The organism is Nitrosopumilus sp. S4 (assembly GCF_054515835.1).
This window is the reverse complement of the sequence record NZ_CM137258.1, coordinates 1,104,086-1,126,019: the sequence shown is the minus strand read 5'-3', so window position 1 is coordinate 1,126,019 and position 21,934 is coordinate 1,104,086. Positions and strand designations below refer to the sequence as shown.

Annotated in this window: 24 protein-coding genes; 12 read left to right on the top strand and 12 right to left on the bottom strand. The window is 32.8% G+C overall.

The annotated features are described in order from the left end of the window. The first annotated feature begins 84 nt into the window (after positions 1-84). Positions 85-591: a dihydrofolate reductase family protein gene (locus tag ACX119_RS06580; RefSeq protein WP_459350499.1), complete on the top strand. Its 507-nt coding sequence runs from the start codon at positions 85-87 to the stop codon at positions 589-591. 58 nt (positions 592-649) lie between these two features. Here the strand turns inward: ACX119_RS06580 and ACX119_RS06575 are convergent, their stop codons facing one another. Then, positions 650-1,138, bottom strand: coding sequence for a hypothetical protein (locus tag ACX119_RS06575; RefSeq protein WP_459350498.1), 489 nt, complete (start codon positions 1,136-1,138; stop codon positions 650-652). A 55-nt stretch (positions 1,139-1,193) separates the two neighbouring features. Beyond that, entirely contained in the window at positions 1,194-2,972 is a 1,779-nt protein-coding gene (locus ACX119_RS06570) for a cation:proton antiporter domain-containing protein (protein WP_459350497.1), read from the bottom strand. 220 nt (positions 2,973-3,192) lie between these two features. On the opposite strand from ACX119_RS06570, the gene ACX119_RS06565 reads away from it, so the two are divergent. The 3 genes from ACX119_RS06565 to ACX119_RS06555 are packed head-to-tail and all read left to right on the top strand — an operon-like array spanning position 3,193 to position 4,275. After that, the gene (locus ACX119_RS06565) at positions 3,193-3,441 is read left to right on the top strand and encodes a hypothetical protein (RefSeq protein WP_459350496.1); all 249 of its coding nucleotides are present in this window, start codon (positions 3,193-3,195) and stop codon (positions 3,439-3,441) included. Positions 3,442-3,482: 41 nt separating this feature from the next. Continuing rightward, positions 3,483-4,055: a DNA-binding protein gene (locus ACX119_RS06560; RefSeq protein ID WP_459350495.1), complete on the top strand. Its 573-nt coding sequence runs from the start codon at positions 3,483-3,485 to the stop codon at positions 4,053-4,055. Further along, complete coding sequence (locus ACX119_RS06555; RefSeq protein ID WP_459350494.1) at positions 4,036-4,275, top strand: hypothetical protein; 240 nt, start codon at positions 4,036-4,038, stop codon at positions 4,273-4,275. The genes ACX119_RS06560 and ACX119_RS06555 overlap by 20 nt, the downstream gene beginning before the upstream one ends. Here ACX119_RS06555 and ACX119_RS06550 read toward each other — a convergent pair. The 3 genes from ACX119_RS06550 to ACX119_RS06540 are packed head-to-tail and all read right to left on the bottom strand — an operon-like array spanning position 4,261 to position 6,651. Beyond that, the gene (locus ACX119_RS06550; protein ID WP_459350493.1) at positions 4,261-4,902 is read right to left on the bottom strand and encodes a LysE family transporter; all 642 of its coding nucleotides are present in this window, start codon (positions 4,900-4,902) and stop codon (positions 4,261-4,263) included. The two genes, ACX119_RS06555 and ACX119_RS06550, sit on opposite strands and share 15 nt — an antisense overlap. 46 nt (positions 4,903-4,948) lie before the next feature. After that, complete coding sequence (locus ACX119_RS06545; protein WP_459350492.1) at positions 4,949-5,662, bottom strand: proteasome assembly chaperone family protein; 714 nt, start codon at positions 5,660-5,662, stop codon at positions 4,949-4,951. 44 nt (positions 5,663-5,706) lie between these two features. Then, positions 5,707-6,651, bottom strand: a complete 945-nt coding sequence (locus ACX119_RS06540; RefSeq protein WP_459350491.1) for a deoxyhypusine synthase — start codon at positions 6,649-6,651, stop codon at positions 5,707-5,709. Between the two features lie 103 nt (positions 6,652-6,754). On the opposite strand from ACX119_RS06540, the gene ACX119_RS06535 reads away from it, so the two are divergent. Further along, positions 6,755-7,849: an inositol-3-phosphate synthase gene (locus tag ACX119_RS06535; RefSeq protein ID WP_459350490.1), complete on the top strand. Its 1,095-nt coding sequence runs from the start codon at positions 6,755-6,757 to the stop codon at positions 7,847-7,849. On the opposite strand, the gene ACX119_RS06530 is transcribed toward ACX119_RS06535, so the two are convergent. Next, positions 7,850-8,587, bottom strand: coding sequence for a carbon-nitrogen hydrolase family protein (locus ACX119_RS06530; RefSeq protein WP_459350489.1), 738 nt, complete (start codon positions 8,585-8,587; stop codon positions 7,850-7,852). 177 nt (positions 8,588-8,764) lie between these two features. On the opposite strand from ACX119_RS06530, the gene ACX119_RS06525 reads away from it, so the two are divergent. After that, positions 8,765-12,289 carry an AAA family ATPase gene (locus ACX119_RS06525; RefSeq protein ID WP_459350488.1) on the top strand — a complete coding sequence of 1,175 codons (3,525 nt, stop codon included), beginning with the start codon at positions 8,765-8,767 and terminating at the stop codon, positions 12,287-12,289. Here ACX119_RS06525 and ACX119_RS06520 read toward each other — a convergent pair. Beyond that, entirely contained in the window at positions 12,286-13,251 is a 966-nt protein-coding gene (locus ACX119_RS06520) for an oligopeptide/dipeptide ABC transporter ATP-binding protein (protein WP_459350487.1), read from the bottom strand. The genes ACX119_RS06525 and ACX119_RS06520 overlap by 4 nt on opposite strands. A gap of 95 nt (positions 13,252-13,346) precedes the next feature. Between ACX119_RS06520 and egtD the strand changes: the two genes are divergently transcribed. After that, the gene (gene egtD / locus ACX119_RS06515; RefSeq protein ID WP_459350486.1) at positions 13,347-14,369 is read left to right on the top strand and encodes an L-histidine N(alpha)-methyltransferase; all 1,023 of its coding nucleotides are present in this window, start codon (positions 13,347-13,349) and stop codon (positions 14,367-14,369) included. Here the strand turns inward: egtD and egtB are convergent. Next, positions 14,366-15,676, bottom strand: a complete 1,311-nt coding sequence (gene egtB, locus ACX119_RS06510) for an ergothioneine biosynthesis protein EgtB (RefSeq protein WP_459350485.1) — start codon at positions 15,674-15,676, stop codon at positions 14,366-14,368. The genes egtD and egtB overlap by 4 nt on opposite strands. A 96-nt stretch (positions 15,677-15,772) precedes the next feature. On the opposite strand from egtB, the gene ACX119_RS06505 reads away from it, so the two are divergent. After that, positions 15,773-16,126, top strand: coding sequence for a DUF6659 family protein (locus ACX119_RS06505; protein WP_459350484.1), 354 nt, complete (start codon positions 15,773-15,775; stop codon positions 16,124-16,126). A 10-nt stretch (positions 16,127-16,136) separates the two neighbouring features. Here ACX119_RS06505 and proS read toward each other — a convergent pair whose 3' ends face one another. Continuing rightward, positions 16,137-17,579: a proline--tRNA ligase gene (gene proS, locus ACX119_RS06500; RefSeq protein WP_459350483.1), complete on the bottom strand. Its 1,443-nt coding sequence runs from the start codon at positions 17,577-17,579 to the stop codon at positions 16,137-16,139. 59 nt (positions 17,580-17,638) lie between these two features. Next, the gene (locus ACX119_RS06495) at positions 17,639-17,926 is read right to left on the bottom strand and encodes a hypothetical protein (protein WP_297591923.1); all 288 of its coding nucleotides are present in this window, start codon (positions 17,924-17,926) and stop codon (positions 17,639-17,641) included. Between the two features lie 104 nt (positions 17,927-18,030). Between ACX119_RS06495 and serB the strand changes: the two genes are divergently transcribed. From serB to ACX119_RS06475, 4 genes are all read left to right on the top strand, one after another. Continuing rightward, on the top strand, positions 18,031-18,681 hold the full coding sequence (serB, locus tag ACX119_RS06490) for a phosphoserine phosphatase SerB (protein ID WP_459352007.1): 651 nt from the start codon (positions 18,031-18,033) through the stop codon (positions 18,679-18,681). A gap of 34 nt (positions 18,682-18,715) precedes the next feature. Further along, positions 18,716-19,441, top strand: coding sequence for a coenzyme F420-0:L-glutamate ligase (gene cofE, locus ACX119_RS06485; protein WP_459350482.1), 726 nt, complete (start codon positions 18,716-18,718; stop codon positions 19,439-19,441). A gap of 52 nt (positions 19,442-19,493) precedes the next feature. Continuing rightward, complete coding sequence (locus ACX119_RS06480; RefSeq protein WP_459350481.1) at positions 19,494-20,408, top strand: PHP-associated domain-containing protein; 915 nt, start codon at positions 19,494-19,496, stop codon at positions 20,406-20,408. A gap of 178 nt (positions 20,409-20,586) precedes the next feature. After that, entirely contained in the window at positions 20,587-20,994 is a 408-nt protein-coding gene (locus ACX119_RS06475) for a hypothetical protein (RefSeq protein ID WP_459350480.1), read from the top strand. Between the two features lie 17 nt (positions 20,995-21,011). Here ACX119_RS06475 and ACX119_RS06470 read toward each other — a convergent pair whose 3' ends face one another. Both ACX119_RS06470 and ACX119_RS06465 read right to left on the bottom strand, forming a co-directional pair. Then, the gene (locus ACX119_RS06470) at positions 21,012-21,386 is read right to left on the bottom strand and encodes a hypothetical protein (RefSeq protein WP_459350479.1); all 375 of its coding nucleotides are present in this window, start codon (positions 21,384-21,386) and stop codon (positions 21,012-21,014) included. A gap of 93 nt (positions 21,387-21,479) precedes the next feature. Then, positions 21,480-21,629 (bottom strand): hypothetical protein, encoded by a 150-nt coding sequence (locus ACX119_RS06465; RefSeq protein WP_459350478.1) that lies wholly within the window; start codon positions 21,627-21,629, stop codon positions 21,480-21,482. Positions 21,630-21,934: the final 305 nt, after the last annotated feature.

The window sequence follows — 21,934 nt, the reverse complement described above, 5'->3', positions numbered from 1 at the left end:
ATCTGCATTATTTTATTCCAAGAAATGTTCAAACCTCTACGGAATTGAATCTAAGATTATAACTCTTAAACAATAACCGTCCTTATGCCGAAAATCACTGTATACATTGCAACAAGTTTAGATGGATTTGTTGCAAAAGAGGATGGAAATATTGATTGGCTTCCAGAATCTTCTGAATCAAGTTATGATGCATTTTACAAATCTATTGACACTGTCATAATGGGTAAAACTACATATGATCAAGTGTTAACATTTGGAGAATATCCTTACAAGGATAAAAAATCATTTGTTTTTAGTAAAACCCAACAACACGATGATGAAAATGCAGAGTTTGTATCTGATGTTGAGAAATTTGTAAAAGATAACTTTCCTGGAGCAGGTAAAAACATTTGGCTAGTTGGCGGTGCAAAAATTATTGCATCCTTTTTGAAACAAGGAGTAGTTGATGAAGTAATCATAACTAAAATCCCTGTCATTTTGGGCAATGGAATTCCTTTATTTCAGAATATTGAAGACGAAACAAAACTTGAACTGATTAAAACTGAAAAATTTGGCCAGCTTGTTGATTTACACTACAAAGTTTTGAAATAATCCCAAAAATGATTCAGGCCTTTTTGGGCAATAAACTAAAATAATAATTCTATTTCGTTTATGATTCGTTCTCTCTTAACTGATTATAGTCTTGCATAACTTTTGGTAATTTATCATCAGGGTTTGAAACTATATTGTATTTTTTACAATATTCTATATAATTTGGCCAATTTTTTTTTGCTGTCTCCCTAAAATCCTCTCCAACCATTTCATTATACCAATCTACTATCACAAGACCATAAGCAAAAAACCTCTTTAGATAAGTTGCAATATGTGATGGGATTTTCCTGTTTAATTCTAAATAGGCAATTTCATCAACCGTATTCAAATAATCATTTGCATATCTTTGACAATCTTCAGTTGTTTTAAGAATAGTATTTTTATTTAATCTGTTAAGTAAATCTTCGTGAAAACTTCGTAGTAATTGTGAATGTGTAGCTCTTGTATTTTCTTTGATATTTCTCCAAGTAATTATCAAAGTAATTGCAAAAATGGTAGCTGTGATGGAACTTATTATTACTGGTATTGTCGAAAGATCAACTGCCATTCTACATTTTTTAGAATTTGGTATATCTAAACTTGTATCTCTCTATCTACAATTCCTAATCTTCTTCTGATGATAACCAGTTGTCAAATAGATGAGTCTGAGTAATCTTTCTCATTGTGATAATTGTGTCTAATAATAGTGGAATAGTAGCAATAAAACCGGCAGTAGAAATAATAATTTTTAGATCTTTGTCTTCCAAACTAACAAAACTGATGAAAATTGCTACTAACACCAATATCAGACCAACGAATAAAATATTTCTAATCACTCTGTGAATTGGTTTTTCTACTTGTTTTTTCCCTTCCTTTGGATAATTAACAGTAATCGCATTTGAGATCTTTGTAATGACTGACTCTGTTTTTCCAACAAGTGAGAAAACAGGATAAATCAAAATTATCATAGTTATGATGCCTAGAAAAATTGAGGGATCCATAAAAAATGGAACATTAGGATCTTCAAGTAAAGATATGATGACAGGAGAAAAATAATTCATCGCAATTAAAATCGAGATAATAATAATAAAGTGCACAAAAAAGATGGGCCCGTATTTCTTCAAATTAGCACGGCTTGTTTTTTTTGTCGAGTTTGGTTTTTGATCCAGTGAAGAACCCATCCTGATAAACCGTCCTGCCAGAAAAATTACATCGAGCAATTTTATTGGAATTATTGCTCTCTTGTCTGCTATTGTGGGAATTGCTCTTAAAAGTAAAGGCATGACAAGCATTGTACTGAGTGCCACCATGATTGTTACAGGATATATTGATTCATCTATGCTTCCACTATCCACACCAAGCTTTGCTATGATAAATGAAAACTCTCCTATTGGAATCATCATGACACCAATAGTTGATGAACTGATCAATGTGTTTCCAGATAAGGATGCGGCGAACATATTTCCTACAAACTTTCCCACTATTGCAACTATGACTATTGGAATTGCAATCCAAATTGCATTTGGAATTAATGTGATGTCGACTAACATGCCAATTGATACAAAAAATATTATTATGAAAAAGTCCTTCAGAGGTAATATTTTCTGTGTAACTGAATGTGAAAATTTAGAAGATGCGATAATCATTCCCATCAAAAATGCACCTACAGCACTACTTAGACCAAGAAAGTGTGCCAAAACAGATAATCCAAATGCAAGAGCTAAAGCCGTAACAAACTGTGCTTCCTCCATTCGAATTTTACTTACATGCTCTAAGAGTTTGGGTATTATCTTTATCCCAATAGCAAATGTTAGAATAAAAAATAATATACTTTGAATAATTATCCATGCAAAATCAGTCAACTCAAAACCAGATCCTTTAGATGCATTTCCCAAAAGAGTTAGAAGTAAAACTGCTGCAAGATCTTCAATAATTAGAATTGTAACTACTGTATTCCATTCTTTTGTGTTGACTAGATTAAGATCTCTTAAGAATCTAAGAGAAATAGCAGTACTGGTAATTGCTAAAATACTACCTAAAAATAAAGCCTCTAGATGTGTCCAACTTAATGCTATTCCTAAAATGTAACCTGCTGAAAAAACTATACCCAGCTGAACAGTGCCAATAATCACTCCATTTAATCCAACATTCTTTAGTTTCTGGATGCTGAACTCTAGTCCTACAACAAATAGTAAAATTATGATGCCAAACTCCGCCAAAAGATTAATGAGTTCAGTATCAGTTACTACTCCCAGCCCAAATGGGCCTGCAACAATACCAATCAAAATAAACCCGATTATGGTTGGGAATTTAATTTTGTGCATTAACCAAGCACAAATCATTCCACCCCCAAACAACACTGTAAGTAAGCTAAGAAATTCAGTTACGCCGGCTGAAACCACAATAGTGATTTAATTTTAGAATAATTAAACAGTTCAAAGATTGGATTTAAAATATTTCAAAAATCCCCAAATCTCAAATTCTAATTTTCATACCTACCTGTATCTATTTCTATCCTCAAAAAGGTATCTAGTACCCTTAGTTGAACCTAAATTATTATCAAAAAATACCGTAGAACAATTTGGATGATCCCTCTAAATATTGAGCAGTTTTACTATTCTCGTGGATTATCCGATTTCAGTCGACGATAAGGGGATAAATTTGAAGCCTGAAAAAATGGAAAAAGAAAAACTCTATCATTGTATTTTTAAAGAAAAAGCAATGTTAATTTTCAAAGATTCTCAGGATGTCTTGAATTGTTACGAAATTGAGGAAAAAGAACTGGTAGATAAAATTCGAATTTGCAATAATGAAGTCGATCTTGAAAAATTATTTGATGACTATCTCAAATCTCAGAACCTCAAAAATTAAATAAAAGCGAAAGAAAATTTTGTTATAACAGGAATTAAAAATTGAGCGACTCTAAAAAATCAAAAGATGCAGAAGATATTTTATCCGAATTTGATTCTAGAACTAAATCCGAGTCGCCTCCAGAATCTGAACCAGAACCACAATTAGATGCACCTGAACCAGAACCACAATTAGATGCACCTGAACCAGAACCACAATTAGATGCACCTGAACCAGAACCACAATTAGATGCACCTGAACCAGAACCACAATTAGATGCACCTGAAATCGAAAACTCTGAAGAATCTACAAAATCTAAATATGATAAAGCAAAATATTTCTCTGATTCACCACATTCCACTGAAGAACGTGATGTAATCTTTGTTGGTACCAAACCTATAATGACATATGTCTCAGCAACATTAACTCAATTATCTACACGACCAACTGTTACGATAAAAGCACGTGGAAAAAGAATTACCCAAGCTGTAGATGTTTCACAAATGATTGTTAAAAGAATGGATTCTGTTGGATATGTAATTAGTGATGTAAGAATTTCATCAGATTCTCTCACATCTCAAGATGGAAAACAAAGAAATGTCTCTACAATGGAAATTGACATTTCAAAAAACTAAATTAAGATATTTTGTTTTCCTTGCAATTGGAATATTTTTAGTCGGTGTTTCTGTGGGTTTTAGTGGATATACATGCGGCATTGAACATATGATGATTATCAATGAAATTTCATTGTATGAAAAATCATTAGATCCAAATTTTTGTGAAGCGATTGTTGAAAAAATTGATTTGTTTAATGATTCTTGTGAGCCTGAGATTGAAATTTTAGATTGTGGATGAAGAAAAAACATCCTGTAAGTATGTAATTCCAAAATAAATTAACATCGCACTAAGCCCTATCATTAAGATTTTGTAATTTTTATTTGAAATAATTTTTCTACTTTTTGATGCTAAATATGATACGGCTCCTAGCCAAACAAAATCCATCCAAATATGTATGATAAATAAAATAAAAATTCCCGCAAATGCCCAAATAAGCATTGAATCTGATATTAATTTGAATCCGATTGTTAGCCACCACATTATAAAAAATGGATTCAATGCACTAAGTGCAATTCCAACAATAAGTGGGTCTTTTTTTGATTCTGAAAAAAATGATTTATCTTTTTTAAATACTGTTTTAATTTGAAGAAACGCAAATACAAAAAGTGCTATTGCCCCAAAAATTGAAATCAAATCTCTGAAATTATTGCCGATTGAAAAATTTTCTAAAGAAAATACTCCAATTCCTAACAATACTACTAATGGTAGCTCTACAACTGTATGTCCGATTGCCATTTTTAGTCCTGTTTTGGTTCCTCCACGTAATCCGTATGACACATTTGCTGCAAACAGTGGACCTGGAGCCATTACTCCAGAAGCTGAAATTACTATAACCGTTAATGCAAATTGAAATATTTGCTCCATGACTGATTATTCATTTTGATTATGAAATAAACTTGATTGAAATAATTTACATGTACATTGAATCTTTAAGATTTCCTGCTTCGGCTTGAGTTGCTCTCATAATAAGCTCAGCTTTTTCTGCTTCACTTTGTAATGCCGATATATTGCATGATGCCCCTGGAATTAATTTAGACATTGCACTACAAAGATCTGCACTTGATTTAAAATCAGGCCCGCTTCCACTGGTGTGAAAAATAATCACAATAACATCTTGTCCTGTCATGATTCCCTCATTTAATAAAATACCTGGAATTCCTGGAATTGTCCCATGCTCTAATACCTTCAACCCTGCGTCTTTGATTTTTTTTCTTGCAGAGTCAGTGTTTCCGACTCCTATCATTTCTCCATTCCCGTCTTCTGATTTTATTGCAACACTGCTAATGATTAATCCTATTTTGTGTTTAGTTGCCCACTTTAACATTGTTTTAGCTGCAATTCTGTGAAATGATTGATCTAGTGTTAGATATGACAGAAACACACCAACCTTCAAATCATTATTGACAAAAATCCTTGTAGGATAACTTGGTGTTCCATTTTTAACAATGCTGATTGGTGGGAAAAAATCCGAATCAATCACTGCAGCTAACTCAAATTTTGATGTGTGAATCATTGATTCAGAAGCAATTGCACTACTAAACCCCACTGATGGAAATCCGTCAATTAGGTAACCTCCTTGTAAATTCACTGGTTTAGTTTCTCTTATTCTTATTTTGGGTAGCAATAAATTATTTTTACATCTGCTGCATAATAGCTTTTATCTAATTTCTAATCTGTTTTTAATTTTGATAGCAACCCTGCATAGATAAATGGCAAAATTGTAGTGACTTCTGCATGAAGTGTTGCTTGTTTAGCTTTCTGTGTGACTTTTCCCCATGATATTGCTTCTCTTACTAGGGCACCACTCAAACTTCCATCAAACTCTTGTGCTGTAGTTATGTAAAATGCATAATCCAATCCTTCTCTGTACTGATTCCACCATAATGTGTGGTGTTTTGAAATTCCACCTCCAATCATAAAAGCTCCTGATTTTTCTGCTTTGAAAATTAAACCTGATAGTAAATTAGCATCACCAGTCATGTTTAGTTTAAAATCACTGTGTTTTTGTGAGAATAACCAAATTTGACTTCCTACAGCACCATCCATTATTCCTGGAACTATTACATTGACATTGTTTTTGTATGCCCAATGCAGGAATGAATCTTCACCTAGATGTTTTCCAACCATCTTACATATTTCTGCAGTTGTCATTTCTTTGACTCCTTTTTGGTATTCTTCTTCTAAAAATGCCTGCATCTTTTCTTCAATTAATGGACCATAACTATCCATAGGAACTAGAACATTTCCTAATCTGTGAATGTTTTGATCAGCTAATTCCATATCATCCATTGTAAAGGATCCTTCTTTATAATTTGAAAAATGTCTTGCAATGTCATGGTCTAGTGCACCACATGTAGTAATTGCAACATCAAACCATTTGTTTTTAATCATATTTTTTATAATTCCACGTAATCCTGTAGATACCACTGCACCCACAAATGATACGAATCTAAGGCATTCTTTATCAGAAATCATTTCTGATAAAATTTCCAAGCCATCTGATAGATTGACTGATTCAAACCCACCTGATTGAGACAACTCATCAAAAATTTTTTCAATTGATGTGTTTGCATTTATCTCTATATCCTTTACAGGTCGGCCTGGTTCTACCATGAATTTTTAACGCAGCTTTCATGTATAAAATTCTGCCTTAATTTCAAGAATTTTTTTACGTACTAAGAAAACTTTAAACCCGCCTAATAACACCAAATTTCGAATGGTAGACCAAATTAAAGTTGGGTTGGTAGGAATTGGAAATTGTTTTTCTGGTTTGATACAGGGAATTGAATACTATAGACAAAATCCTTCTCAACAAGTTATTGGAATTATTCATGAAAAATTAGCTGGATATGGAATACACGATATTGATTTTGTTTGTGGATTTGATGTTGGTGAAAATAAAGTGGGCAAACCATTGATGGAAGCCATCTACGAATATCCAAACATGGTTGATTGGGTTCCTAAAGAAACAATGCCAAAAACAGATGCCAAAGTCTATGAAAGTCCTGTTTTAGATGGAGTTGGACTGTGGGTTGAAAACAGAGTCAAACCAATTCAAAGTAATAAAACTACTGAACAGATTGCTGAAGAAGTTAAAAAAATTCTAAAAGAAACTGGTACTGAAATTCTTGTATCCTACTTACCTGTAGGCTCTGATAAAGTAACTGAGTTTTGGGCTCAAATTTGTCTTGATACTAATACTGCATTTGTAAATTGCATTCCTTCCTTTATTGCATCTGATGAAAAATGGGCAAAGAAATTTGAAGAAAAAAATATTCCATGTATTGGTGATGATATTAAAGGACAAGTCGGAGCTACCATTGTTCATAGAACTTTAGCAAAATTGTGTAATGACAGAGGAACAAAAATTGAGAAAACTTACCAAATTAATGTAGGTGGAAATACTGACTTTCTCAATATGAAAGAACAAGATAGATTGGTTTCAAAGAAAATTTCTAAAACGGAAAGTGTTCAAAGTCAGCTTGATGAAAGACTTGACGATGATCAAATCTATGTTGGACCATCTGATTTTATTCCATTCTTAGGAAATACTAAACTGATGTTCATGAGAATTGAAGGTCGTCAATGGGCAAACATTCCATATAACATGGAAGTCCGTTTAGAGGTTGATGATAAAGCAAACTCTGCTGGTATTGTAATTGATGCAGTACGATTAGCAAAAATTGCACTTGATAGAGGCGTTGGTGGTCCAATAAAACCAGCTAGCGCATACTTGATGAAACATCCAATAGAGCAAACATCTGATGTTGCTGCAAAAATTGCTTGCGAGAAATTTGTTGCTGGCGAATAATTACTGAAACTTTTTTGCGTCACTAAATCTAGATTCTCTACTCTTCTCGTATTTGTCTAAATTGAATTCTTTAGAAATACCACCCTCGCCTTGAATTTTAGACATTTTTGTTGTTACTACTTTGTTGTTTTCTGTCAAATCAATTATGACGCTATTGCCGCCAAATCTATGATTTTTCACATTTGCTGCTAGGATTGGAATTCTGTTCTCAAGTGCTCTAACTTGGACATACATTTCCCATGGACCGATACCTCTTTTCACAATCCTGCTAGGTGAGAAAAGAACCTGGGCTCCCTTTTTTACTAGTGTATTTGCAACATTTGGAAAAACCATATCGTAACAAATTACTACTCCAAATTTACAGGCAGTATTGAATATTTTAGCCTCGTTTCCAGGCTTGACAGAATTTCGCTCATAGTCAAATGGATGTATTTTCTCTTGCTTGCCAATAATTTCACCCTCGGGCCCAATAATTGGTGATACAATAGACTTGGTATTTTTTTTAGACTCGTAAAATGCCCCAGGAATAATAGTCATGGAATAGTCCTTTGCAATTTTTTTAAAAACTGAAAATTCCTCTTCCCATGAAGTGATCTCATTTTGTTTTAACCATTGTTCTGGTAGGCACACAATATCTGTCTCTTTTCGCCCTAAATTTTTCAATACTTTGGAAATTCTCAAAATTCCTTCATTGTTAGTTTTACAAGATGAGGTTTGAACAATTCCTAACTTTACCATGAATTCATAACACCTGAATGGTAATTATAGGTAGGCACATTTTACGATCATTTTTTATCAATAATTTTAACATTGACCGCTACGAAAAATTTGATACTGAAACAAGAAAAATTATGCAATTCTGTCAACTAAACTTGTTAACCATCGATTATCCTACGTAATTAGAAAACAATCCTATTGGTTCATGTTAAAAAAGTAGAGATCTTCGGATTCAAGTCATTTGGCTTTAAGAACACTACAGTTCAGTTTGAACCTGGTCTTGTATCGATCTCTGGTCCTAATGGTTCTGGAAAAAGTAACATTTTGGATGCCATTATTTTTGCAATGGGTGAGAATAAACCCAAAGTCATGAGAGTTGACAAACTTAGATCATTAATTCATGATATTGAAGGAAATAGACGTGGACCTAAGATGGCAAGATCCAGTGTTCACTTTGATAATTCAGATAGAAAAATTCCAGTTGATTCAGACAATGTGGAAATCACAAGAGAGATGGATGAAAACGGAGAAAATAATTATTATCTTAACAAAAAGAAAACTAACCGAAGTCATATTTTAGATCTACTTGATATGGCAAATGCTGGACTAGGACAACTCAATGCTGTTCAACAGGGTACAGTTACAAGAATTTCTGAATTTACTTCTGAAGAAAAAAGAAAGACCATTGAAGATTTAATTGGATTATCTTATTTTGATGAAAAAAAGACAGAAGCTGTAAAACAACTAGATGAAGCAGATAGAAGATTAGAAATTGCACTTGCAAAAATGGGTGAAATCAAAAAACGAATTGATGAGCTAGAGGAAGAAAGAAACCAAAAATTAAGACATGATATCTTGGAGCGTGAGCTAAATAGGTACAAAGCAATCTCTGCTGCCAATAAAATGAGGATAATTTCTGGTCAAAAATCCATAAAAGAAGATAATTTGAAGACCATTACGACTGAAATCACCCAATTCGATACAGAACGTGATGCTATCAGAACAGAAATAGCTACCCTAGAATCTGAAAAATCCAAACTAATGGCAGAAGCAAATGATTACACTCAAGCAAAAGCATCCCTTGATGCAGAAATTAGTTCTGCAATGGAAAAATACGAAATCGACAATTCAGCAATTTCAGCTTCCAAGAAACGAATCGAGCAAATTGATTTGAGAATTCCTGAAATAAAATCTGAATTAGAAGATGTTAGTGCGGCAAGAACAGACATTGAAACACAAATTCAAAAAATTAAGGACTCTATTGAAGAAACCAATCAAAAGAAAAATAAAATCAATTCTGATTTAGAAATTGTTGATGCGCAAAGAAATAAGATTTTAACTGAACAATCCGAAGCCGCTGCAAAAAAATCCGAAGTTGATAATAAAATCAAAATACTTGTTGCACAGTTAAATGAAGCAAAATTAAAACTCTCTAAAGTTCAACATGAAAAAGATGAGTCTGCAATTAAAATAAAAACTAACACTACAAAATTTAATGAATTAGAACAAGATATTGAAAAACTAACTGGCTACAAAAATCAATTAGAAACTATGATGAAAAATCATAATGCATCAATTACTGAAATAAAATCTAGAATTTTAAAACTACAAGAAAGAAAATCCAAAATTAACAATGATATGGATGAGTTAGGATTGATATTGGAAAAATCTAGTACTGCTGCAACTCAGTATGAATCAAAAATAAATACTGTGAAAGGATTCATGCATGAAGATTATACTGTTGCTAAATTAAAAGAGGATGCAGAAAAACTTGGCATCGAAGGATTAGTTTATGAAATGATATCTTGGGATAAGCAATACGAGCGTTCTGTTCTTGCAGTAAGTTCTGATTGGATTAAAGCAATTGTTGTAAAAGATTTTGCAACATTGCTTACTATAGCTGAAGTCGCAAGAAGCAAAAAACTTCCCAAACTAAAGATTATCCCGCTAGATGCCATTCCAAAGTTTAAACTAACATTGCCAAAAGAAAAATGCGTTCTTGGAATCCTGGCAGATTATGTGGAATGCAATCCTACGTATTCTGCACTAAAGACGTTCCTATTTGGGAATATTGTGCTTACTGAGACGCGTGAATCTGCATATAATATATCGAATTTAGGCTACAAATCAGTCACCCTTGATGGTGAATTTTTCGAAGCCAAAGGCGGTACTGTCGTCATTGATATTAATTCAAAGATTTCAAAACTTACAAAATTAATTTCGATGAGCAGTGATATTGATGGTCTATTCCAATCAATTAACCTAATAAAAAAATACATTCAAAAGAAAAAACACACGTTAAAAAAACTTGAAGACTCTATCCAATCATATGCCGATAGATTATCAATTTCTGAAAATTCACTTACATCAACAAATGAAAACTATTCTAATTTGAAATCAAGAATAACTTCTGCAATAAGTATGAAAGAACAACTTACAAAAAGAATCTCTTCATTAACTGAAAGAAACTCTTCTATAGAATCTGAAATATCTACAAATGAATCTCACATAGAATCACTTAATCAGAGAATTTCTATAGTTGAAGAAAACTATGCTGGCGGAGAACAAGAACGCATTGCAAGTGAGTTATCTAGAATTAATAATAAGAAAGCAGAAGTTGAAAAGCTCTACACTACTATAATGAATGAGTACAGAGACAAATCATCACAATTAACTACATTACAAACACAAGATAATAGGGAAAAATCTCAGTCAAATAGACTCCGTGATGAAGAAAACTCCCTAACTCTTGAACGTCAAGAATTAGAAACCAAGATAGGCGAATTAGAAATTCAAAAGGAATCAAAAACTGAAATTCTTGTAAAACTAAGAGAACAAGAACAAGAACTGATCTCCACTTCTGGCTCTTCGATTGGACAACTCAAAGAATTTGATGATAAACTCAAAGTTTTAACTGAAAAGGACAGAGAACTTACTAAACAAATCAATATACTAGAGCGTCAATCTGACTCTCTTAATCGTGATTTGCATGATTTGATTGAAAATGAATCCAAACTACAACAAATTCTTTCCACTTTTGGATTTACAAAAGACATGGAGACATTTGATGTTGACTCTATCGTACAAGGATTAACTACTGAATTGAACTCACTTAACGCATTAAATGCAAAAGCACCTGAGACTTACCTTGAGGTTTCATACGGATACCGTTCTATGTCCACTAGAAAGAACTCTCTTGAAGAAGAACGAAACTCAATTGTTAAATTCATTGAAGATATCGAAAAAGACAAGCGTCAGACATTCTTAGATGCATTTGATAAAGTCGACAAAGAAATTAGATTAATCTTCAACAAAATGACTGGTGGCAATGCATGGTTAGAACTACAAAACGAAGATGATATATTTAATTCTGGAATTTCTTATCTGATTCAATTCCCAAACAAACCAAAAAGAGAATCTACCTCAATTAGTGGTGGTGAAAAAACATTAGCTGCTATCGTGTTTGTTCTCGCATTGCAAAAACTAAAACCATCTCCATTCTATCTCTTTGATGAAGTTGATGCGCATCTTGACGCACCCAACTCTGAGAGATTGGCAAATATTTTAGAAGAACGTTCTAAAGAAAGTCAATTCATTATGGTATCTCTAAAAGACTCAGTAGTACAACGTGCAAAACTCATCTATGGGGTATTTCCAAAAAATGGAGTTTCAAATGTTGTTACATACAAAGATAAACGAATGCCTTCTGTTCGAACTAGCTAATCTAATTCTGCATAACATGCACAAAAATGACCATCGGCAATTTTTTCTAAATTTGGCTCCACATTGCATTTGTCCATAAGATAAGGACATCTTGATCTAAATCTGCATCCTTGATACACATCAATATCGATTGACTCATTAATTCTGATTTTCTTTTCTTTGTGAAGATTAGATGGGTCAGGCTCTGAAATTGCATCAATTAATGCCTGTGTGTATGGATGCCTTGGTTTCAATAACACGCTATTGATCGGACCTATCTCTACAATCTTCCCAAGATACAAAATGGCAATTCTTTGCCCAAAATATCTTGCAGTTGCCAAATCATGCGTGATGTAGATAAATGATATCTGGTATTTTTTCTGTAAATCATGCATTAATTCAAGCATCTCTGCCCTTATTGACATGTCAAGCATCGAGACAGGTTCATCGGCAATGATTATTTTGGGTTTGACTGATAGAGCCCTTGCTAAAACCACTCTCTGTCTTTGCCCTCCTGATAGCATATGTGGGTATTTTTTGATTATATCGTCAACTGGTTCTAATTTTACTTCCTGCAACACCGCTCTTACTCTTTGTAATCTCTCATCCTTGTTTCCTAAATTGTGAATTTCAAGAGGTTCTGCAACAATGTCCCCGATTTTCATTCTAGGATTGATAGAGTCATAGGGATCTTGATGTATCATTTGACAGTTCATTCTAATTTTTTTAAGATTTTTTTCATCATCGTCTATCTCTTGATTCTCAAAAATTATTTTACCTGAATCTGGTTGAATTGATTTTAAAATTAATTTTGCAATAGTTGATTTTCCTGAACCTGATTCTCCAGCCAAAACAAATACCTCTCCTTTATTTAGTGAAAATGTTATGTCGTCTGCTGCTTTGACAGTAGTCGTTTTTGAACCAAAAATTCCTTTTTTGCTAAAATATTTTTTTAAATGCTCTACTTTGAGTAATTCACTCATCAATAATTAATGAATAACGAACTATATCAAGAAATATGATCTATGCGTAAAATTTAGGATAAAGCATTTATGTAAAAGGATGACGGATTTAATACTTGACTGATACTATTCAAAAAAATCTCAATTATAAAAAATATGTAATCGATTCTAGATTACAATATTTTAAACCTCATTCAACAAACATTGAAAAGACTTTTGCTGAGGACATTTCTTCAAGTTTGGATGGTGATTCTAAGTTTATTAATCCAAAATACTTTTACGATAAAAAAGGCTCTGAATTATTTGAAAAAATATGTACATTGCCTGAATATTACCCTACGCGTACAGAAATTTCCATACTCAAAAATTTGCAAGATGAATTACCTGACTTTCTTGATCATAATTTCCGCTTAGTTGAATTAGGTAGTGGCTCTTCAACTAAAACTCGTTTACTGCTAGATATTTTTACTAATTTTCAGAAAAAAATTGAATATTTCCCTATTGACATTTCTGAAATACTTACAGAAAGCTCTGAATTACTATTGCACGATTATGAAAATTTGCACATCACCGGCATTATTGATACGTACGAGGGCGGTCTAGAGTTTCTTAAAACATATGATGACAAGAAAAATCTAATTATTTTCTTAGGTTCAAGCTTTGGAAATTTTACACCAAAAGATGGTTACAAATTTTTACAGAAAATCAATTCTACGATGAAGTCTGGTGATCTATTTTTGATTGGATTGGATTTAGTAAAAGACAAAGATCTTTTAGAATCTGCTTATGATGACTCACAAGGTATCACGGCTGAATTCAATCTTAATGTCTTATCACGAATCAATGATGAACTTGATGCAGATTTTGATTTGAATAAATTTGCCCATCATGCAATTTACAACGACAAAGATCAAAGAATAGAGATGTATCTTGAGTCTTTAGTTAATCAATCCGTAATCATATCAAAATCTAATCTATCCTTGAATTTACAAAAGAACGAACTAATCCATACTGAATACTCACACAAATATCGCATATCTCAAATTCATGATTTTCTAACTAAAACGGGATTTGAAATAAAACATACTTGGTTAGATGAAAATGATCACTTTTCAATAACTCTGGTCTCAAAAAATTAAATATCTTCTACACATCTAAACCCTGAAAATAACCATCTTTCATCTAATCTGAAAAAATTCCTGTAACTTGCTCTAATTGACATTTGAGGTGTTGCAAATGACCCTCCTCTCAGAACTTTTTGATTTGTAAACCATTTGTCATTGTATTCATCAAAACCAGACTTGAATCCTGGATACCCCATAAATTCTGATGATGTCCATTCCCAAACATCTCCGATCATTTGATAGCATCCTGCAGGACTTGTTCCATTTGGATATGTGCCAATCTCTGTGCACCCCCAATTGTATGACTCTAGTAAGTTGCATCTCTCTTTTGTTGGAAGATCATTTCCCCAAGGGTAGATTGTTTTTTCTTGTTTTTCCTCATTCCAGCAAGCAGCTTTTTCCCATTCAACCTCTGTTGGTAGTCTTTTGCCGGCCCATTTACAAAAAGCATCTGCTTCGTAATAACTAACATGACAAACTGGTTCTTTTGGATTTATTTTTCTTATTCCTAAGAAATCCCTAATGTGCCACTGACCATCGATTTTCTCCCAATACATTGGAGCTTTCCATTTCTCGCTCTTGACTTTCTCCCAGCCATCTGATAACCAATACTTGTAAGTCTCGTATCCTCCATCATCGATAAATTTTAGATATTCTTCATTCGTAATTGGAAAAATATCTATTTTAAAATCATTCAGATAGACTTTATGCTCTGGCAATTCTATGTCATAGCAAAAGTCTTCTCCATTGTAACCCATTTTGTATAGACCGCCTTTGATAGTAACTGATTTCTTTTCAAGATGATTTGGTTTGGGAATTGAATTTTTAGTTACAGGTTTGTATTGCTCTGCAAGAAGATGTTGCAGATCATATACTAAAAGTTCTTGATGTTGGCATTCATGATGAAAACCCATTATGATTAGTCTAATTGCTTCTTGACTAAGCATCTGAGAATCTATGAATCGTTCTACTCTTTGGTTGATTGTGTTAAAGTATTGGAATATCTGATCTACTGTTGGTCTTGAAACGACTCCTCGTAATCCTTTGTCATGAGGCTTTCCAAATTGTTGGTAATACGAATTAAGATATTCTGAAAATTCTTTTGAATAAAATTCATAATTTTTATCTAATTTGCTCATTATTGCTTCATAAATCCAACTTACGTGGCCAATATGCCACTTTGGAGGACTCATAAACGATGCAGTCTGAACAACAAAATCATCTTTTTCCAAAGTTTTTACTAGTTCCAATGTTCTACTTCTTGTTTCTCTGAATTGCTCTAACAGTGGTTTCTTTTCTTCTAATTCAGGATTTGTTGTCAATGTAGACAATCATGTTTTTCCACTTTTATATCTGACCCTAATTCCAATCTTGAAAATCTATAAATTGTTTTTATCCTCTGTTAATGGCGATTAATTATGTCTCTTGATTCATTGAATAAAAAATGTGAATTACTGCTAAAGGAACCTGAAATTCGTTTTGCAGGATTTTTAGATATGATGGGAAATTTGGTTGTAGGTGAGTTTAGAGAAGGAGTTGAACCACTCAAAAATGAAATGGATCGTAAAAAAATGTTCATTGAAGCTGTATTGAGAATTAGAACAAGACAAGAATTTGATGAAAACCTTGGACCTGTGGCTTATGCTGCTGCAAGAAGAACAAATATTGTAACTATGACTTTTTTAATTGATGACAAGGTTCTCTTTATCTCAGCAGATCCTGATGTTGATATAGATAAAACTGCAAACAAAATTATCGGTATTTGTTCCTGAAGAAAATTAACTAGTAGCCTCTAGCAAAAATTGGTATTGACATACTTTGTTGCTGACAATAAATGCATTTTTTATCTGAATTTTCACTATCGAATGGAATTAATCTGATATCTGCTCCTGTCTCTTCTTTGATTTTTTCTTCACATTCTAATTTACCACACCAAGGGGAATTGATGAATCCGCCTTTTTCTATTTTTGATTTAAACTCAGAATAATCTGAAATCTCTATGGTGTTTTGTTTTGCTTGTACTTTGGCATTTTTTAGCATTTCATCTTGAATTTCATCTAGAATTGATGGAATCTTTTCAATCTCAGAAAAACTCAGGCTTGATTTTTCTCGGTTATGGCGTTTTGCTATTACAATGCTTTGTTTTTCAATATCTTTAGGACCAATCTCAATACGTAATGGAACTCCTTTTAATTCCCAATCGTTGAATTTGAAACCTGGGGATAACTCTTCTCTTTCATCAACATGAATTCTGATTTCTTTTAATTCTAAACCTGATTTGATCTCTTGTACTTTTTCTAAAACTTTCTTTTTTCCATCATCATTTTTGTAAATTGGCACAATTACTACTTGTGTTGGCGCAACTTTTGGTGGTAAAACTAGACCCTTGTCATCTCCATGGACCATGATCATTGCTCCAATTAATCTCCATGAAACTCCCCAAGACGTCTGCCATGCAAAATGCTCTACATTGTCTTTGTCTGCAAACTTTACTTCAAATGGTTTTGAAAAGTTCTGTCCTAGAAAATGAGATGTTCCCATTTGTAGAGCCTTACCGTCTGGCATGATTGACTCCATTGTAGTTGTGTATACTGCACCTACAAATTTCTCTTTTTCACTTTTTTTACCTGTAATTACTGGAATGGCAAGCTCTTCTTCAACTGTGTTTTTGTATATGTCTAGAATTTTTATTACTTCTTTTTCTGCTTCCTCTTGAGTTGTATGGACTGTATGTCCTTCTTGCCACAAAAATTCTGATGTTCTAAGAAATGGTTTTGTAGCTTTGATTTCTGCTCTAAGTGCTGTATTCCAAAAATTAATTTTTAATGGTAAATCTCTCCAACTCTGAATCCATTTTGAATACAATGTATATGCTAATGTCTCAGATGTTGGTCGTAGTGCTAATCTGTCCCCTACTTCGTTTGTACCTGAATGAGTTACCCAAAAGACTTCTGGATTAAAACCTGCAAAATGTTTCTGTTCTTTACCTAATAGTGACTCTGGAATTAAAATTGGAAGAAAACCATTTCTAATGCCATTTTTGCTAAATTTTGAATCAAATGTACTTCGTAATGATTCCCATATGGAATACCCGTCAGGTCTTAGAGCAATTAATCCCTTAACAGGTGCATAATCTGCAAGTTTTGCCTTTAGCACAACCTGGGTATACCATTCACTAAAATCCTCATTTTTTGAAACTGTAATGCCTACCTCTTCTTTACTCAAACTAAATTTCAAAAACTAATTTAACTAATGAGCCTTTCGTGACTAATTTTGTTTTAAAATTATTTTAATGGATCCCCTTTACAGAGAACTTTTCCCATTACCCTACTTTGAAAATTTGGACAAACAAAACATTGGATAAAATGAATATCTTCTTTCAAAACTGGACATTCTACAAATTCCTGTTTCATTTTTTTGAGCATTTTTGGACTAACACCTTTTAACTTCAATTTACCTTTTTCATCCATCATTCCTGATGCTTTTAGTTCGTCTTTTACATCGTCTGGGAGTTTTTGCCTTCCCTCTCTTTCTTTAATCTCTACTTCATATTTGTGTTCCAATTCTGCCATAAGTTATACAATAACACTCGGTGATTTATTACTAGCGTTTTTTGGATCTCAAATCGGTTTAAACTTTAATATAATTAGCAATTTTTTTGCAAATTAGATTTCAATTGCTAATAATTTTTGATGTTGAGGGGGTTTTATATGATGAAGAATACCTCCCCATTCTTGCTGAGAAACTCAAAAAAGAAGATGAGATTTGGGAAATAACAAAACAAGGTATTCAAGGAAAAATTAACTGGGAAGAAGGATTGAGAACTAGAGTCGCAGCTCTGAAGGGTTTAGATGAGAAAGTTTGTCAAGATGTAGCTGATTCTCTACCTATAATGACTGGTGCAAAAGAAGCATGTCGTGTTCTAAAAGCAGCTGGATGGAAACTCATGGCTGTTTCTGGTGGCTTTACTTTGATGATGGATAGATTAAAACAAGAATTGGGCCTGGATCATGTATATTCAAACGAATTAATTTTCAAAGATGGAAAATTGGATGGAGTTAAAATTAATGTTGATTCTGATAAATCAAAATCTGCAAAAATCAAAATCGCTGAGTGGGGCGAAGAAAAAGAAGACATTGTTTGTGTTGTAGATGGCGCAAATGATGTAAAACTATTTGATATTTGTGGACTAGGCATTGCGTATAGAGCACAAGACATTGTAAAAGATTTGGCAACTACAACCCTTGAGGAAAAAGATCTGTCAAAGATATTAGATATTATCAATAGACACTACAAATTAGAGTTAGAAACTCCAGCTGCAACATAAACAATTTTTTACTCCCACACTTGAGATAAGTAGTTTGCAAATTACCCCAATTCATTTTGATAAAGAAATTGATACCTCTGATGATTTATCGGAGATTATTCTTAATCATTCAGAAATTAGTGATGGCGATATTTTGGTCATTGCACAAAAAATTGTCTCAAAACAGGAAGGGCGTATTGTAAATTTGGATAGTGTATCTCCTTCTTTGTTGGCAAGTGGAATTGGTTCTCAATATCAAAAAGATCCTAGAATAATTGAGTTGATTTTATCTGAAACAAAACGTATTGTTCGAATGAAAAGTGGGATTATTATTGTAAGAACAAATAATGATTTTATTTGCGCCAACGCTGGTATTGATGAAAGTAATGTAAAGAATGGTTTTGCTACATTACTTCCTCTTAATTCAGATGAATCTGCACATCGTATAAGAAAGAAAATTTATGAAAAAACTCAAAAAAATGTAGGAGTGATAATCTCTGATACATTTGGACGCCCATTCCGTATGGGACAGACTAACTGTGCAATAGGAACTTCTGGATTATTGCCAATCCTTGATTATGCTGGAATGAATGATTCCTTTGGAAAAACTATGCGTGTTTCTGCAATTGCTGTTGCTGATGAAATTTCTTCTGCAGCAGAATTGGTAATGGGTAAAGTTTCAAAATGCCCAGTTGCTATTGTTCGTGGTTACTCTTTTAGTGAATCTGATAATTCTTCTAGAGATTTGATACGATCAGAAAATGAAGATCTTTTTAGATAATTTTTCATTTTTCAATAGGATTATAATCTAAAGACAAAAATTTCATGTGAAAATGCCAATTAAAGCTGAATTACACTGTCATAACTCTTTTTCAAATTTCCATGTGGGTGATGATGAACCTCCATATGATTGCAATATTTCAATAAGAGATCAACTTGAAAGATCATATAATTTAGGATTAGATGCAATTTTTGTTACAAATCATAACACACTTGATGGATACCGTCAGTTATTAGAATACAAAAATGATCACCATAAATTCAAAAACATTGATGTTTATCCTGCAGAAGAAATCACAACAAATACTGGCGCACATGTGCTAGCTTATGGAATCCATGAAGCTATTTCCCCTGGACTCTCACTTGATGAAATAATAGATGATGTAAGACAACAGGGCGGTGTTTCATCTGCCCCACATCCGTTTAGCCTCCTTGACGCTCTAAGAAATGATGCAAAAAAATGCGACATGGTTGAAGTTTTCAATAGCAATAATGTTGATATTCTCTCAAATGCTAAAGCCACAGAATTTGCATTGGATAATAACATGATTCAAGTGGCTGGAAGTGACTCTCATGTTTTGTCTACTTTAGGTAGGTGTGTAAATGTAATTGATTCTGAAAATGATCTAGATGATATTTTACATTCCATGAAGCGAGGAAAAATTGAAATTTCTCAGACTGGATATGCTTTACAGAATGAAACTCTTGATCATCTCAAATACAAAATAAATAATTCTAAAGAATATCTTGTAGACTATATTTCTGAGCATTATCCAAATGCTAAATGGCTTTTGACATTGATGTTGAGAATATATGATTCTAATCAAAACAGTCATGTCTGGTCTTTGTTTTATAAAATTGCAATTTATTTGATGAAACGAATTTCTCAAAAAATAAATTTCCAAAACCAAGATCCTAGTTTTATGAAAGACAGAAATTTAGCTACAATGTTTAAAATGGCTTTGTAATTACAAATAGGAAAGATGAGTCCCCTGAACCTACTCTTTAACAGACATTAGTAATTTTCAAATCATAAGTTAGTTTGTTTTTCTAAAACCAACTCGCATTTATTTTAGCAAAGATATTGTTTTTCTACTTTGCGTATTCGAAAATTAAAAAACAACTTGATGGCAGCTTCTTTGTATTTTGACAAAATTCATGTTTTCCCCTGAATTTAAAAAAGGACTTAGTTTTACTACTTTTACTCTAATTTTAGTATTATTTTTTGGTCTAATCAACATTGAACATTCTGCATTAGGGATACCTGAACCATTATTCAAAATCACAGAACAAGTCAAAATTTTCTTTGATGTATTATTTTGGATAATTGTTGGTTTACTGATACTTGAATTACTTGTTGCATACCTTGAAATAAGAAATACTAAATCTTTCATAAGAAAATATTGGCTTGAAATAATCTTACTTGTGTTTATGCCAGTATTTGTTGGATTCAAAGTACTAAAGATATCATTTAAAATTCTAAAACAGATCAAGGTATCAAAAACTGGATTTAAAATATTTCAAAAACTATCAAAAAAATCAAAAATCAAGTGAAATTTTCATTAGGATAATTATTTCAAACGCTTGTAAATCTCTTTAAACTCGAGAGAAATATTGTATGAAATATTCAGAATATGTGTTAGCTGATTCATAGATGTCATGCCATTACCTATCTGTCTTAGAATTGTCAGTGCTTTTTGCGGAGATGTTGTAGATGGTGATTTTTGACCTGACCATGTCTTAAAAGAGTCTTGTACGTCTAGACAAAAATTCAACACAAACTCTTTCCATTCTGTGTTTTGGTTCAACTTTTCTTTTCCTAGAAATGCTTCTGCAATGACACGAAATTCGTTTTGCCTGTCAGCATATAGTAGTTTAAGAGATTCCTGAATTTTTTCATCAGTGTATTTCGGATCTTTTAGCATATACAAACCTCTGAGTTCCATGATCCAACACCTCCAAATTTACAATTAAATCCCTCTGAAATTCTCATGTTTGAAAATACCTTCCTCATTTTGTCTAAAAATAAAAAATTATTGCTAGCCTAATAATCCACTAGCAACAAGATAGGCACCTGCACCCATTCCTATTACTACACCTATTCCGATGCAGATAAGATCGAATTTTACAACCTTTTTGAAAGGGGCATGAACCATTTTATCCCAGGTTGATTTTTGTTGTGATTCCATGATTGTAATCACTCATAGTTGGAGATAGACAGTGGTAAGCTCTTTAGCTTACTGTATCTTATCATCAAGAGAGTAGTATCTATCTCATGCGAGAACAACAATTCCCTAGACAAGAAAACAATTGTGAGTTTTTTTCACAATGTTCTCGCTTTATTCTGTTGGTGATGGTACGATGAATTTAGCGATTAAACAAAAAGTGAAACTTGCTATACCACGTCACAAAAAGGCATTTTATGGATTCTATATCTTTGCAGCTGTTTCTATAGTGATATTATCATTAGTGTTATAGGAAAATAAAGCCAAAA

Bases quoted from the DNA above. Each gene is read 5' to 3' on its own strand.
- ACX119_RS06580 (WP_459350499.1), top strand. From the start codon at position 85: ATGCCGAAAATCACTGTATACATTGCAACAAGTTTAGATGGATTTGTT.
- ACX119_RS06575 (WP_459350498.1), bottom strand. From the start codon at position 1,138: ATGGCAGTTGATCTTTCGACAATACCAGTAATAATAAGTTCCATCACA.
- ACX119_RS06550 (WP_459350493.1), bottom strand. From the start codon at position 4,902: ATGGAGCAAATATTTCAATTTGCATTAACGGTTATAGTAATTTCAGCT.
- ACX119_RS06540 (WP_459350491.1), bottom strand. From the start codon at position 6,651: ATGGTAGAACCAGGCCGACCTGTAAAGGATATAGAGATAAATGCAAAC.
- ACX119_RS06535 (WP_459350490.1), top strand. From the start codon at position 6,755: ATGGTAGACCAAATTAAAGTTGGGTTGGTAGGAATTGGAAATTGTTTT.
- ACX119_RS06530 (WP_459350489.1), bottom strand. From the start codon at position 8,587: ATGGTAAAGTTAGGAATTGTTCAAACCTCATCTTGTAAAACTAACAAT.
- ACX119_RS06520 (WP_459350487.1), bottom strand. From the start codon at position 13,251: ATGAGTGAATTACTCAAAGTAGAGCATTTAAAAAAATATTTTAGCAAA.
- ACX119_RS06505 (WP_459350484.1), top strand. From the start codon at position 15,773: ATGTCTCTTGATTCATTGAATAAAAAATGTGAATTACTGCTAAAGGAA.
- ACX119_RS06495 (WP_297591923.1), bottom strand. From the start codon at position 17,926: ATGGCAGAATTGGAACACAAATATGAAGTAGAGATTAAAGAAAGAGAG.
- ACX119_RS06480 (WP_459350481.1), top strand. From the start codon at position 19,494: ATGCCAATTAAAGCTGAATTACACTGTCATAACTCTTTTTCAAATTTC.
- ACX119_RS06470 (WP_459350479.1), bottom strand. From the start codon at position 21,386: ATGGAACTCAGAGGTTTGTATATGCTAAAAGATCCGAAATACACTGAT.
- ACX119_RS06465 (WP_459350478.1), bottom strand. From the start codon at position 21,629: ATGGAATCACAACAAAAATCAACCTGGGATAAAATGGTTCATGCCCCT.